The sequence below is a fragment of the Yersinia artesiana genome (assembly GCF_902726545.1).
In the GTDB taxonomy this organism is placed as follows: domain Bacteria; phylum Pseudomonadota; class Gammaproteobacteria; order Enterobacterales; family Enterobacteriaceae; genus Yersinia; species Yersinia artesiana.
Genome location: NZ_CACVAD010000013.1, coordinates 57747 through 70783, shown reverse-complemented (window position 1 = coordinate 70783; position 13037 = coordinate 57747). Strand labels below are relative to the sequence as shown.

The window sequence follows — 13037 nt, the reverse complement described above, 5'->3', positions numbered from 1 at the left end:
CTCTCCCGTGCTTGTATTCACGGCAGTGTCGCCGATGGTGCTGGCGTGAAGCGGTCTAAGCATGGACCGCACAATGAAACGATACTTTTGTATTGTGCTCGTTGTATTTGGTGCGTTGTTAACATCCTGGAATGGGGGTTGGAGTATCTTCAACAACTCAATCACGGTAATCATCAACACATCAGGCAAGTAAAATAGGTGGCCGTCCTTCGGGGCGGCTTTCCTTCAGAGTTTGTCTATCTTCATGTGCTTTGCCGCGGTTCAAATTTATAGTTGAAATTCTGGCTTAGAGGTTCACCCTCTTCATCATTATCCAATAGCTCAATCAGCATTTTGCCAGCTTCTTTGCCCATTTTTTTGTAATCAATACGCATTGAAGTCAAGGTCGGATGGGTTTGATCACAGCTGTCAGAGCCATCTAAACATGCTACCGCAATGCCACTGGGGATTTTCAACAGCCGCCGCTGGCATTCAAATAACACACCGAGCGCGATATCTTCGTGACTGCATATCACCGCATCCAATTCTGGCTGGCGCTGGAGTATTTCTGTCAATGCATAGCGGCCAAACTGCAAACTGGCCGTTTCAGGTGTTGTGACGGTTTGATCTGCATTTTTATAGTGCTCTAACATCGCCTTATGCCAACCATTCAACTGCTGGCGTTGCAGGCGGTTATCCATATGAGCGCCGATAAAGCCAATATTGTGATAACCCCGTTCCAACAAGTGGCGGCTTAATTCATAGGCCGACTCAAAAAAAGCCGCCTCAAGAGTAATTTTGGCCCCTTTGAAATAGGAACCGACCACATTGACCGTCGGGATATTGGCGCGTTCCAATAATTGGTAGGTTTTATCTGCCAGTTGTGAGCCAAATATCACTACCGCTGCTGGGTTACTTTGCAGCAAAGTCATCAATATTTCCGCTTCTTTGCGCTGGTTATATTCATGGCAACCTAGTAATAACTGGAACTCATTTTTATTTAGAATCTGTTGCAGCGCCTGCATAAATCGGGAACTGGCTTTGTCCGTTAATGACGGAATTAAAACAGCGACAGTATCGCTGTGAGCCGAGGCCAATGCTCCAGCAGCCCGGTTGGGAATATAGCCAAGAGTTTCAACCGCTTGTTCTATTTTTTCACGTAACTTATCTGAAACCTGCTCCGGCGTTCGCAGCGCTCTGGAAACAGTCATCGACCCTACCCCGGCGTAATTCGCCACATCGGATAGAGTGACCCGCCCGGTATTACGGCGCTTGCGCGTTTTTTCCATGCTGATTTCCTGCCTGATTAAAATTCTTGTCTGAGTAAAACTTTCCCACACTGGCCCTCGACAATACATTGCATTGTATATGGCTTATTTGGAGATAGCCAAAGCCCTTGGTGTGACAAATGATAGCGCTATCACAAATTTTGATAGCGCTATCAGGTAGCGCTATCAATTGAGATATTCATCACATTAATACCAGTGATAAAAATCTACTCTCACGTTAACAGTCATCGGGAGTCATATATATCATGTTAAAAACACTGTTAACGCCAGACGTCATTCAAGTCGTCAGCCAGGCAAAAGACTGGCGTGATGCCATCGCGATTTCATGTCAGCCACTGATTGATAATGGCTCGATTGAAGCCCGTTATGTCGAGGCAATCTATCGCTCCCATGAGGCTATTGGCCCTTACTATGTTGTTGGGCCGGGCATTGCCATGCCGCATGCCCGCCCGGAAGAAGGTGCCAATAAACTCTCTCTGGCCTTAACCGTCATCACAGAGGGCGTCACTTTCAATGCTGAAGGTAACGATCCGGTAAAACTGCTCATAGTGTTAGCCGCGACAGACAGTACTAGCCACATCGAGGCTATTTCTCAACTCGCTCAGTTGTTCGATAACGATAACGATGTACAAACCTTACTTAATGCCAAAACGCCGCAGGATATCTTATCCGTCATTGCGCGCTATTAATCTCAGCATTGAGTTCGGATAATAATTTCAAGGGGAAAGAAAATGAAAATTACAGTGGTTTGCGGTAACGGTTTAGGTACCAGTCTGATGATGGAAATCAGCATCAAAAATATTCTGAAAGAATTGGCGGTCAATGCAGAGGTGGATCATGTGGATCTCGGTTCTGCCAAAGGAACGCCCAGTGACATTTTCATCGGCACTAAAGATATCGCCGAGCAATTAATTGCTCAGGCCGTGGGTGGAAAAATCGTGGCACTGGACAATATGATCGACAAGAAAGCCATGAAAGAGCGCTTGTCTGTAGCATTAACCGAATTAGGCGCTTTGTAACTGGAGGCTGGTATGGATTTCTTTCGCTTTTTAATGAGTGATGTTCTTTCCGAACCAGCGGTGCTGGTTGGTCTGATCGCCTTAATCGGCCTGATTGCACAGAAAAAACCGGTCACGGAGTGCATTAAAGGCACCGTAAAAACCATTATGGGTTTTGTGATTTTAGGTGCCGGTGCTGGTCTGGTGGTTTCATCTTTAGGTGATTTCGCCAACATCTTCCAACAAGCATTTGGTATTCAGGGCGTTGTGCCGAATAACGAAGCCATTGTGTCTGTGGCACAAAAGAGCTTCGGTAAAGAAATGGCGATGATTATGTTCTTCGCTATGGTTATCAATATCCTGATTGCCCGCTTTACGCCGTGGAAATTCATCTTCCTGACCGGGCACCACACGCTGTTTATGTCGATGATGGTAGCGGTAATTCTGGCGACCGCCGGGATTAGTGGTGTGACTCTGATTGTGATCGGTTCTCTGGTCGTGGGGGTTGCGATGGTATTCTTCCCAGCCATTGCCCATCCTTACATGAAGAAAGTTACCGGCTCAGATGATGTGGCAATCGGCCACTTCTCAACCCTGTCTTATGTATTAGCTGGCTTTATCGGCAGTAAGTTTGGCAATAAAGAACATTCGACTGAAGACATGAATGTGCCAAAAAGTCTGTTGTTCTTGCGTGATACGCCGGTCGCTATCTCCTTTACCATGTGTATCATTTTCATCGTCACCTGCCTGTTCGCTGGGCCGGAAGTGGTGAAAAGCCTGAGCGGTGGTAAAAACTGGTTTATGTTCTCACTGATGCAATCCATTACTTTCGCCGCAGGTGTATACATCATCTTGCAAGGTGTGCGTATGGTTATTGCCGAGATCGTACCGGCCTTCAAAGGGATTTCCGACAAGTTAGTGCCAAATGCAAAACCTGCATTGGATTGCCCGGTCGTGTTCCCTTACGCGCCAAATGCAGTATTGGTTGGCTTCCTGAGCAGCTTTGCTGCCGGCCTTATCGGTATGTTCGCGCTGTATTTGATGAATATGACCGTAATCATCCCAGGTGTTGTACCTCACTTCTTCGTCGGTGCTGCTGCAGGGGTGTTTGGCAATGCAACCGGTGGGCGTCGTGGTGCTATCTTGGGTGCCTTTGCTCAAGGCTTGCTGATTACCTTCCTGCCAGTATTCTTGCTGCCAGTGTTGGGTGATATCGGATTCGCCAACACGACGTTTAGTGATGCTGACTTCGGTGCTCTGGGTATCCTGCTAGGGATTATTGTTAGATAGTCAGTAAATTAAGTCATAAAAGAAGCCCCTGCATTTAGGGGCTTTTTACTGTTAGTGCGCTGCTCGCGTGGAGCGCACCACTATCTCGTTCACATCCACATCCTCCGGTTGTTCAATGACATAACGCACCGCCCTCGCAATTGCATCCGGTTGCAGCGCAATGGCGCGAAAACTCTTCATCGCCTCGGCGGCAGTTTGGTCGGTAATGGTATCGGCCAATTCACTTTCTACCGCGCCAGGATGCACGCACGTCACACGTAGCTGATTGTTCTCCTGACGTAAACCATCTGATATCGCGCGAACGGCATATTTTGTTGCACAGTAAACAGCCGCTGTTGGCGACACATTAAGTGCACCAATCGAGCCGATATTGATAATGTGCCCAGCTTTACACTCCAGCATGAATGGGAGCACCGAAGCAATGCCGTACAATACACCTTTAATGTTCACATCAACCATCCGCTCCCATTCATCCACTTTGAGTGACGCCATGGGTGACAACGGCATGACACCTGCGTTGTTGATCATCACGTCGATACGTCCCCATGTTGTCAATGCCCGTTGTGCAAAAGCCTGCATCGATTCACGGCAAGTCACATCAAGCTCATGAATATCTACCTCCGCACCACGAAAACGAAGCTCAGTTGCCAGGGTTTTCAGGCGTTCAACACGGCGGGCACCCAGTAATAAAATAGCGCCGCTCGCAGCCAGTTCACGAGCTATGCCAGCACCAATTCCGCTTGAGGCGCCAGTTATCAAAATCACTTTCTTATACATAAAAAACTCCTGTTAAGATGTCGAAAGTGATCTTATGCTGACCAAACTATAAACATAACCCCATCACTACTTCATGGACTGGTAACAGTAACTAACCAATGATGCTTGATAAAAATACGCTGGATGTTTTTGTTATGGTGGTTGAGACACGCAACTTTCGCATAGCGGCAGAACGATTAGGGGTGACACGACCAGCCATCAGTCAGGCCCTACGCAGGCTGGAAGACCGACTCAACATCTCACTAATGAACCGTACCACGCGCAGTATTAGCCTGACTGAAGCCGGTGAACGCTTGTACGCTGAGGTTGCACCCGCGATAATCCAGTTAAATCGAGCCGTTGCTGATATTGCCGAGCTGGCAGGTGAACCTCGCGGGCAACTGCGGCTGGCAGTTTCCTCAATAGCCGAACGCTTTATTGCTGGCCCTTTATTGGCGACATTTATCGAGCAATATCCACATATTGAATTGGATATCACGATTACAGATAGCGAATTTGATATTGTGGCACAGGGCTACGATGCCGGTGTGCGGCTAGGTGAAATCATTGCTAAAGATATGATTGCAGTACCGGTTTCAGCGCAACAGCGCCAGATAACCGTGGCGTCACCGCAGTATCTGCAACAGCATGGCACCCCACAGCATCCCTATGATCTCATTCATCACCGCTGTATCGGATGGCGCAAGGAACCCGGCTCATCACCTTACCGCTGGGAATTTTCCCGGCAGGAACTCCAATTTGATGTGGCGGTTAATCCACAGGTAACAACCAACGATATGGGCATAATGATCCGTACCGCCTGCGCTGGCGGTGGTATTACCCTGGGTATGGAGGAAACCTTCAGCCCTTATATCGAGCGCGGTGAATTAGTATCAATACTGGAAGCCTGGCTACCGACATTTCCCGGATTTTACCTCTATTTCCCTAGCCGGAAGAATTTGGCCCCCAAGTTGAGAGCATTGATTGAACATGTCAGGATGTGAGTTAAACATTAACGTCAGAGAATACACCATAAAAAACACCGCCAAATGCCAGATGATTATCCAGCATTTGGGGTGCAATTTATATTTACAGGCATTTTATCGCCGACTGAGATTAATCTTCGCGCGGTGTAATTTTACCGTAATCCTGCTCATTATTACGGGTTAACCACAGCGATAGCGCTTTCAGGGAATCTGGCGTGAACTCGTCACAACGCGCGGTAATTTCCTCTGGCAGCATCCAACGAACTTCGTCTATCTCTTCCGCCTGCAATGCAAATGGGCCATGGGAAACGCAGCTAAATAAAGCCCCCCACACGCGGCAGCACTCTTCTTCAAAGTAGAACTGACCATGTTCAGCAAAAGGCACGCCAGCAATGCCTAACTCTTCTTCCGCTTCACGCCGTGCAGACTCAAGGTAGTTTTCACCACTTTGCACCACACCACCGGCCGTCGCATCCAGTTTTCCTGGATAGAAATCTTTGCTCTCAGTACGGCGTTGTACCAGTATTTTGCCCATTCCATCGTGCACCACAATATAGGTAGCACGGTGGCGTAGTCGTTGAGCTCTCATTTGTTGACGACTGCATTGAGCAATCACTTCATTTTGCTCATCAACAATATCAACCCACTCGATGACTGCTGCTGGATTTTGCTCCACCATCCTCTGAAACCTTCTATCTGGGCGCGATTAGATACGCGCAATTGTTAATCAAGAGTTTATAACTCATTATATTATTTAGTCTTTTAATACCAACTGGGTGACAGGTTCATCATTTTGTAGGGCCAGAACCTGTAAAACTCCCCCATCCAACATGCCATAGCTCGCCGGATATCCCCCTTTAGGAATGCTGACTGAACCGGGATTAAAGCATATGACGTCATCTTGCCACTCTGCCTGTGGTAGATGGGTATGACCATAAACTAAGACATCCCCCTTACGCAACGGAGGAAGCGCCCCCGGATGATAAAGGTGACCATGCGTCAAAAATAAACGTGTTTCTGGCATAATAATCTGTTGCCAGCCGGCCATGATAGGGAACTGTAATAACATCTGATCGACTTCGCTATCGCAATTACCTCGCACAGCAATAATCTGGTTTTTATAGGGATTAAGACATTCCGCAACCGCTGCCGGTTGATAGCCTGCCGGTAACGCATTACGTGGCCCGTGGTTGAGTAAATCTCCCAATAACACCAGCCATTGCGCCCCACTGCGGTCAAAAATCTCCAGAGTTTTTTCAGTAGCCGGTAGCGACCCATGCAGGTCAGAAGCAAACATTAACTTCATGGTATCGTCGTCTCTTAGGTCTAATTTCAGTCAATCTGGCGACACCTGCCGCCGCAGTAAGTCGTGAGAACTCAATGAGGCTTTATTCTATCATCCAATACGTCAGATTAATCCGAGAAAAAGCCGCCATTTATCATAAGAAAATTTTTTCGTAAAATACTTTTATCGTAAAAAATACAATGCCGACATAAAAGAATAATGTCAGCATTGCGCAAGATAAGATGGGAGGGAGAGTGTTAAAGCAAAGATTGCGATACCAATTCATCCAGTGTCAGCTGATTGAATAAATATCCCTGCATTGCATCAATATTACTGCCTTTAAGTTGCTCCGATTCATCCTGGTTTTCTACGCCAACCACAATCACCCCGAGGCAGTATTTCTTAATATTATTGATCAAAATCGGGAAGGTATGCTTATTGTGCTGCCAGAAGAAATGCTTATCAATTTTCACATATTCGAAAATATTGGCAGTGACCGCATTTAAGGTAGAGCCACCGCTGCCAAGGTCATCCAGCCATAGCGGATAGCGCTCAGCCATATCGCGTAACAGCGGATTATTCATTCCATCAGATAAATTGGAAAATGTTTCCATTATTTCCAAGCGTAAAAAAGGCAATTCGTCAAGCATCAGACGGGTTGACTCATCAGTAACAATCACGCTTGCCAAGTCAAAATCGATATTAATTGAAAGCAGAACATTATGAGTGATAAACCACTCGCTATAAACTTTCACTGCGCGTAATTGATCCTGGAATAAATCGGTCTTTCCATCGATATCCAATTTATTAATAAAATCTTCAACATCGATGGGTAAATCTACCGACTTAGCTGAAAATCGGCTCAATAGCTCTACCGCTAATAAACTACCGTCTTGCTTATGTATGGGTTCACACACATAAGAACAATTAACTTCAATGTTTAGCTTCATGCGCACCTGAAAAGTGTATGGACAACAATGAGGCAGCAAGCTGACCTCAACCAGAGGATTTATAAGCCGCCGTGAGTTTTTATGAAATACTCAACTTTTATTTATAAAATATCCAACATTACAAGGTGAAAGAGACAGATGGCCTCTTTTCCATACCGATGAGTATATTGACTCTAGCAGAAAATCGCGAATTCAGAGCTTTGTCGTCATCGGTAAGACTTATAACCATTGTTCGCGTTCAGAAACAATAAGGTACATAGTCCTGACCGTTCAACTACGCAATGGGTAATAGCCGAGTATTCAATCCTGTATTCATCGGATAGATCAGCAAATTTATTTAGTTATTATTTTTATTTTGCTAAAAATTTCACTCAGGATGTGCTCAGCGTCGTGGGAGAAGAGCGCAAGATAACCTATGCTAAAAAAGAAATCAGGCTACCGCTATCCCCAAAGAACGTGGAGTTGCAGGTAAGCATTAAGTCAGAAGGGCATATACGGAGATTGGCTATGCGTATTGTAATCACTGGAGCTACAGGACTGATCGGGCGCAGTCTGACCGCCTTCCTTTTATCGCAAGCCCATCAAATAACAGTTTTAACCCGCGATCCCCAACGGGCGAAAGACGTGCTTGGTTCACAAGTCACCTGCTGGTCGACATTAGATGACCAACATGACCTCAATAATTTTGATGCCGTTATCAATCTGGCGGGCGAACCTATTGCGGAAAAGCGCTGGACGCCGCAACAGAAAGAGATCTTATGTCAGAGTCGCTGGCAAATAACGGAAAGACTGACAACATTAATTAGAGCCAGTAGTCAGCCGCCAGCCGTCTTTATTTCAGGATCAGCCGTCGGGTTTTATGGTGACCAGGGGCAAGCCGTGGTTACCGAAGATGAAGTCCCTCATGATGAGTTTACTCATATGTTATGTGAGCGCTGGGAGAATCTCGCCAGAGCTGCTGCAAGTCAGCACACTCGGGTTTGTCTACTGCGCACTGGCATCGTATTGGCTCCACATGGTGGAGCATTAGCTAAAATGGTACCGCTGTTGCGTCTTGGGCTAGGCGGCCCGATCGGGGATGGTCGCCAATACCTGCCGTGGATACATATAGATGATATGATTCATGGTATTCATTATTTACTGACCACCGATGGCCTTAGCGGCCCATTTAATATGGTTTCCCCTTATCCGGTCCATAATGAGCAATTTATTGCCACTCTGGCCGAGGTATTAGATCGCCCTGCGGTTATTCGTACTCCTGCGGCAGCAATTCGCTTATTGCTAGGAGAATCTGCAACTATGGTATTAGGTGGGCAGCGGGCGATCCCAAAACGTTTGGAAGAAGCCGGTTTTGCCTTCCGTTATTTCGAACTGGAAGAAGCGCTACGTAATGTGTTGCACAAACCCATTCCATAAAATATCTATGCTTCAAGTCCGTTCTTGCAGAATTAAATAATTTTGCAGAAGGAATAGTATATTGCGGGGAATTGATATAACGATGAGATGAACATCACGCTCATCTCATCGGAATAAATTACTTCAATGCACCAGAAAGAAACTGCTGCAAACGAGGACTTTTAGGATGGCCAAACAGCTCGGCGGGCGGGCCTTCTTCTTCGATTAACCCTTGGTGCAGGAAAATAACATGGCTGGAAACATGGCGGGCAAACTCCATTTCGTGGGTCACCACTACCATGGTTTTCCCTTCTTCTGCCAGTTTTTGCATTATTCGCAAAACTTCACCGACCAGTTCCGGGTCGAGCGCAGAAGTCGGCTCGTCAAATAGCAATACGTCCGGCTCCATCGCCAATGCCCGCGCAATAGAGACACGTTGCTGTTGACCACCGGAAAGATGTACTGGATATTTGGCTCGCGCACGCTCATCAATGCCGACTTTATCCAGATAACGGATAGCACGCTCTTTGGCTACTGATTTACTTAGCCCTAATACCTGGACTGGCGCTTCCATCACATTTTCCAGCACCGTCATATGGCTCCATAAATTAAAATGCTGGAATACCATCGTCAGTCGAGTGCGCAGTAATTGCAGCTCTTTTTTATCAAAGACTTTTAATTGCCCGTCTTTATCGCGCACCAATCGGATATCCTGATTATTGACGCTGATCGACCCTTCACTGGGTTTTTCCAGGAAATTGATACAACGTAAAAAGGTACTTTTCCCCGATCCAGACGAACCAATAATGGAAATAACGTCCCCTGCTTTGGCTGAGAGTGAAACGCCTTTTAAGACCTCATGCTCCCCATAGCGCTTATGCAATTCCGTCACAGACAGTTTGGTTGCAACTTTTTTAGATTCTAATATGTCAGTCATAAGGTTCTCCGTACTTAATGCGATGCCTGAGGTTTTATATGTACCAGCCAACGTTTCTCTGCCTGGCGGAACAGGCTAATCAGCGTAAAGGAGATAATCAGATAAAGTACGGCAGCAATACCAAAAGCATAAAACGGTTGATAAGTCGCAGCGTTAATATCGCGCGCTATTTTCAGTATATCTGGCACCGTGGCGGTAAAAGCCAACGCGGTAGAATGCAGCATTAAAATAACTTCATTACTATAGGCGGGTAAAGCAATACGCAGTGCGGAAGGTAAAATAATGCAACGATACATTTTAAAGCGCGAGAAACCATAGGCTCTTGCTGCTTCAATTTCACCATGGGGCACCGAACGAATAGCGCCGGCGAATATCTCGGTGGTGTAAGCACAGGTATTTAGCGTCAAGGCCAAAATAGTACAATTCAATCCACTGCGGAAGAATGCATTAAGTAGATCGTTGCCTCGGACTATCTCCAGGCTGTACATGCCAGAATAGAACACCAGCAATTGCACATATAATGGCGTACCGCGAAAAATATAAGTAAATATCCACACCGGTAAGCGAATCCAGCGCCGCTCGGCAACACGCGCCACCGCCAACGGTATTGCCAGCAATCCGCCCATCACGACTGAGCTAATTAATAGCCATAGGGTAACAGCCATGCCGGTAAATCGATAACCATCACTCCAAAGCAGGGCTTGCCAATATTGATGTAAGATATCAATCATAATTCAGCCCTCTTCACCCCTTGGGAATAGTGCCGTTCCAACCACAGTAAAACACCATTGGATAAGGTGGTGAAAATGAGATAAACCACACCCGCCACCAAAGCGAAGAAGAATGGCTGATAAGTGCCCTTTCCAGCTAACTGGGTGGCTTTAACCACATCATTCAATCCCAAAATAGAGACTAATGCCGTCGCCTTGAGAATAACTTGCCAATTATTACCAATGCCTGGCAGCGCATAACGCATCATGGCAGGGAACATAATTCTGCGGAAAATCTGGCTGGAAGAGAAACCAAATGCTCTGGCGGCTTCAATCTGGCCGGTTGGAACCGCCATATAAGCGCCACGGAATGTTTCAGTGAAATAAGCACCATAGATAAAACCGAGGGTGATAATCCCAGCTGAGAGGGGATCAATATTGATTTGCGCAAAACCAAGGGATTCAGTAATGCTATTTAGGACTATCTGCAAACCATAGAAGATAAGCAACATCAAAACTAAATCAGGAACGCCACGTATCAGCGTGGTATAGCACTCAAATAAGCCAGATAACAGCCGATTTGACGATAATTTCCCACCGGCACCTATTAAGCCGATAATCACTGACAGCAGCACTGAGCACAGTGCCAACTCCAGCGTCACCAGCGCACCTTCAAATATCAGTTTGGAATATCCATCCAGCATCTGGGTTATCCTCTTTTACTGAGTAAGGAGTCTGGTTAATGACTTTGGATTGCCCCATAACGGCCCCTGCCCTATTTAGGCAGAGGCCGTTACAGCAAACGGAATTAACCGCCGTAAACATCGAAATCGAAATATTTTTTCGCAAGTTTATCGTAGGTGCCATCTTTGCGCATTTCTGCAAAGGCTTTATCCAGCGCGGCTTTCAGTTCAGCGTCATCTTTACGCAGGCCCATACCCGTACCTACCCCAAAGAATTCATCATTTTTAACTGATGGGCCGGCGAAGGCATAACCCTTACCTGCATCTTGTTTCAGGAAACCCTCACTACCTGCAACTTCATCCTGAAAAGCAGCATCAATACGACCAGAACTTAAGTCGGAGTAAATTAAATCCTGATTCTGATAGGCGACAACATCTATGCCTTTTGGCTGCCACTCAGCATTTGCAAATGCTTCCTGAGTCGAACCTTGTAATACACCAACACGTTTGCCTTTCAACGCCACCAATGTTGGCTCAATTTTGCTGTCTTTCGGCGCAATCAAGCGGGCATTAGCTGCATAAAGTTTGTCGGTGAAAGCAATTTCTTTTTGGCGTTTTTCAGTAATGGAAAGTGAGGAGATAATGGCATCAATTTTTTTAGCTTTCAGCGATGGAATAAGTGCATCGAAATCACTTTCAACAAAAGTACATTTGGTATCAATCCGATTGCACAACTCTTTGGCTAAATCGATATCAAAACCTACCAGCTCACCACTGGCATTTTTTGATTCGAAAGGAGCATAAGTTGGATCTGTACCAATTTTGATATCCTTAGGAATAGCAGCAAAAGCAGTGCTGGTAGCAGCCAATGCTAATACGAGAGGCAGAACCAAAATTTTCTTATTCATACATAACCCTCAAATTGATTTTCGATGCCGCAAACCGCGTTAGTTTTTGTACAACCCATAGCGTCCATAAATCAATTTGCAGTAATCGTGCCAGTAATCATTGGGAGGAAAAACAAATGTCATCACCACTTTACAGGCATAATTACCGTTAAATGCAGGCATAGGGTCGTAGGCAAAAACTGAATACGAAATCTATGCAACAAGTACGCACTCTGAAACAGCATCATTGTGGTGCATAATGCGCCCCATTTCAGTGCGATGTTGCACAAATGTATCAATTGAGGGATAAATGTTAACTCGCGCCTTGCCAACGCGTAAATAAATCTTCAGGCAACTCAATATCGAATTGATCGATGACCCGATTAACCGTCTGATCAACCAGATCTTGGATAGTCTGTGGGCGATGATAAAATGCAGGCATCGGCGGCATGAGGACCGCCCCCAACTCAGCAGCCTGTAGCATTAGCCGCAAATGGCCTAAATGCAGTGGCGTTTCGCGCACGCACAGCACCAATGGGCGACGCTCTTTCAATATGACATCAGCGGCGCGAGTCAATAAACCATCGGTATAGCTATGGACAATGCCAGATAACGTTTTGATTGAACAAGGTAAAATAACCATCCCACAGGTCTTGAACGATCCCGAAGAGACACAAGCTGCAATATCGCGCGAATCGTGCACCACATCCGCTAGCGCCTGCACATTCTTGACGCTGAAATCTGTTTCCAGCGCTAATGTCTGACGTGCCGCATGACTAAGAATCAAGTGGGTTTCCACGCCCTCGACCTGCTGTAACACCTGTAACAGGCGAACACCATAAATGGCACCGCTGGCACCGCTAATACCGATAATAAGTCGTTTCATGGAAAA

General features: G+C 46.2%; 15 protein-coding genes. 5 read left to right on the top strand and 10 right to left on the bottom strand.

Going from position 1 to position 13037, the window contains the following annotated elements; all coding sequences use genetic code 11:
• Nucleotides 1-242: 242 nt before the first annotated feature.
• Complete coding sequence (locus HU019_RS06260) at nucleotides 243-1268, bottom strand: LacI family DNA-binding transcriptional regulator (RefSeq protein ID WP_174846935.1); 1026 nt, start codon at nucleotides 1266-1268, stop codon at nucleotides 243-245.
• 245 nt (nucleotides 1269-1513) lie between these two features.
• On the opposite strand from HU019_RS06260, the gene HU019_RS06255 reads away from it, so the two are divergent.
• Genes HU019_RS06255 through HU019_RS06245 form a run of 3 tightly spaced genes read left to right on the top strand, consistent with a single transcriptional unit; the run spans nucleotide 1514 to nucleotide 3556 of the window.
• Nucleotides 1514-1957 carry a PTS sugar transporter subunit IIA gene (locus HU019_RS06255; RefSeq protein ID WP_174846934.1) on the top strand — a complete coding sequence of 148 codons (444 nt, stop codon included), beginning with the start codon at nucleotides 1514-1516 and terminating at the stop codon, nucleotides 1955-1957.
• A gap of 42 nt (nucleotides 1958-1999) precedes the next feature.
• Nucleotides 2000-2287: a PTS sugar transporter subunit IIB gene (locus tag HU019_RS06250; protein WP_050078338.1), complete on the top strand. Its 288-nt coding sequence runs from the start codon at nucleotides 2000-2002 to the stop codon at nucleotides 2285-2287.
• A 12-nt stretch (nucleotides 2288-2299) separates the two neighbouring features.
• On the top strand, nucleotides 2300-3556 hold the full coding sequence (locus HU019_RS06245; protein WP_025378942.1) for a PTS ascorbate transporter subunit IIC: 1257 nt from the start codon (nucleotides 2300-2302) through the stop codon (nucleotides 3554-3556).
• A gap of 51 nt (nucleotides 3557-3607) precedes the next feature.
• On the opposite strand, the gene HU019_RS06240 is transcribed toward HU019_RS06245, so the two are convergent.
• Nucleotides 3608-4333 (bottom strand): SDR family oxidoreductase, encoded by a 726-nt coding sequence (locus HU019_RS06240; protein WP_174846933.1) that lies wholly within the window; start codon nucleotides 4331-4333, stop codon nucleotides 3608-3610.
• Nucleotides 4334-4431: 98 nt separating this feature from the next.
• On the opposite strand from HU019_RS06240, the gene HU019_RS06235 reads away from it, so the two are divergent.
• Nucleotides 4432-5316 carry a LysR family transcriptional regulator gene (locus HU019_RS06235; protein ID WP_174846932.1) on the top strand — a complete coding sequence of 295 codons (885 nt, stop codon included), beginning with the start codon at nucleotides 4432-4434 and terminating at the stop codon, nucleotides 5314-5316.
• Nucleotides 5317-5428: 112 nt separating this feature from the next.
• Here HU019_RS06235 and yfcD read toward each other — a convergent pair whose 3' ends face one another.
• The 3 genes from yfcD to HU019_RS06220 form a co-directional block, all read right to left on the bottom strand.
• The gene (yfcD, locus tag HU019_RS06230) at nucleotides 5429-5977 is read right to left on the bottom strand and encodes an NUDIX hydrolase YfcD (RefSeq protein ID WP_174846931.1); all 549 of its coding nucleotides are present in this window, start codon (nucleotides 5975-5977) and stop codon (nucleotides 5429-5431) included.
• A 75-nt stretch (nucleotides 5978-6052) separates the two neighbouring features.
• Complete coding sequence (gene yfcE, locus HU019_RS06225) at nucleotides 6053-6604, bottom strand: phosphodiesterase (RefSeq protein ID WP_174846930.1); 552 nt, start codon at nucleotides 6602-6604, stop codon at nucleotides 6053-6055.
• Between the two features lie 236 nt (nucleotides 6605-6840).
• Entirely contained in the window at nucleotides 6841-7533 is a 693-nt protein-coding gene (locus tag HU019_RS06220; protein WP_174846929.1) for an EAL domain-containing protein, read from the bottom strand.
• A gap of 507 nt (nucleotides 7534-8040) precedes the next feature.
• Here HU019_RS06220 and HU019_RS06215 point away from each other — a divergent pair.
• Entirely contained in the window at nucleotides 8041-8949 is a 909-nt protein-coding gene (locus tag HU019_RS06215) for a TIGR01777 family oxidoreductase (RefSeq protein ID WP_174846928.1), read from the top strand.
• 118 nt (nucleotides 8950-9067) lie between these two features.
• Here the strand turns inward: HU019_RS06215 and hisP are convergent, their stop codons facing one another.
• From hisP to HU019_RS06190, 5 genes are all read right to left on the bottom strand, one after another.
• The gene (hisP, locus tag HU019_RS06210) at nucleotides 9068-9865 is read right to left on the bottom strand and encodes a histidine ABC transporter ATP-binding protein HisP (RefSeq protein ID WP_174846927.1); all 798 of its coding nucleotides are present in this window, start codon (nucleotides 9863-9865) and stop codon (nucleotides 9068-9070) included.
• A 14-nt stretch (nucleotides 9866-9879) separates the two neighbouring features.
• The gene (locus HU019_RS06205; protein ID WP_174846926.1) at nucleotides 9880-10596 is read right to left on the bottom strand and encodes an ABC transporter permease; all 717 of its coding nucleotides are present in this window, start codon (nucleotides 10594-10596) and stop codon (nucleotides 9880-9882) included.
• Nucleotides 10593-11279 (bottom strand): histidine ABC transporter permease HisQ, encoded by a 687-nt coding sequence (locus tag HU019_RS06200; RefSeq protein WP_174846925.1) that lies wholly within the window; start codon nucleotides 11277-11279, stop codon nucleotides 10593-10595. The genes HU019_RS06205 and HU019_RS06200 overlap by 4 nt, the downstream gene beginning before the upstream one ends.
• A 104-nt stretch (nucleotides 11280-11383) precedes the next feature.
• Nucleotides 11384-12166, bottom strand: a complete 783-nt coding sequence (gene hisJ, locus HU019_RS06195; protein WP_174846924.1) for a histidine ABC transporter substrate-binding protein HisJ — start codon at nucleotides 12164-12166, stop codon at nucleotides 11384-11386.
• 292 nt (nucleotides 12167-12458) lie between these two features.
• Nucleotides 12459-13031 carry a UbiX family flavin prenyltransferase gene (locus tag HU019_RS06190; protein WP_174846923.1) on the bottom strand — a complete coding sequence of 191 codons (573 nt, stop codon included), beginning with the start codon at nucleotides 13029-13031 and terminating at the stop codon, nucleotides 12459-12461.
• Between the last annotated feature and the right edge of the window lie 6 nt (nucleotides 13032-13037).

Coding starts and splice junctions, on each gene's coding strand:
- HU019_RS06260 (WP_174846935.1), bottom strand. CDS start 1,268: ATGGAAAAAACGCGCAAGCGCCGTAATACCGGGCGGGTCACTCTATCC.
- HU019_RS06255 (WP_174846934.1), top strand. CDS start 1,514: ATGTTAAAAACACTGTTAACGCCAGACGTCATTCAAGTCGTCAGCCAG.
- HU019_RS06250 (WP_050078338.1), top strand. CDS start 2,000: ATGAAAATTACAGTGGTTTGCGGTAACGGTTTAGGTACCAGTCTGATG.
- HU019_RS06245 (WP_025378942.1), top strand. CDS start 2,300: ATGGATTTCTTTCGCTTTTTAATGAGTGATGTTCTTTCCGAACCAGCG.
- HU019_RS06240 (WP_174846933.1), bottom strand. CDS start 4,333: ATGTATAAGAAAGTGATTTTGATAACTGGCGCCTCAAGCGGAATTGGT.
- HU019_RS06235 (WP_174846932.1), top strand. CDS start 4,432: ATGATGCTTGATAAAAATACGCTGGATGTTTTTGTTATGGTGGTTGAG.
- yfcD (WP_174846931.1), bottom strand. CDS start 5,977: ATGGTGGAGCAAAATCCAGCAGCAGTCATCGAGTGGGTTGATATTGTT.
- yfcE (WP_174846930.1), bottom strand. CDS start 6,604: ATGAAGTTAATGTTTGCTTCTGACCTGCATGGGTCGCTACCGGCTACT.
- HU019_RS06220 (WP_174846929.1), bottom strand. CDS start 7,533: ATGAAGCTAAACATTGAAGTTAATTGTTCTTATGTGTGTGAACCCATA.
- HU019_RS06215 (WP_174846928.1), top strand. CDS start 8,041: ATGCGTATTGTAATCACTGGAGCTACAGGACTGATCGGGCGCAGTCTG.
- hisP (WP_174846927.1), bottom strand. CDS start 9,865: ATGACTGACATATTAGAATCTAAAAAAGTTGCAACCAAACTGTCTGTG.
- HU019_RS06205 (WP_174846926.1), bottom strand. CDS start 10,596: ATGATTGATATCTTACATCAATATTGGCAAGCCCTGCTTTGGAGTGAT.
- HU019_RS06200 (WP_174846925.1), bottom strand. CDS start 11,279: ATGCTGGATGGATATTCCAAACTGATATTTGAAGGTGCGCTGGTGACG.
- hisJ (WP_174846924.1), bottom strand. CDS start 12,166: ATGAATAAGAAAATTTTGGTTCTGCCTCTCGTATTAGCATTGGCTGCT.
- HU019_RS06190 (WP_174846923.1), bottom strand. CDS start 13,031: ATGAAACGACTTATTATCGGTATTAGCGGTGCCAGCGGTGCCATTTAT.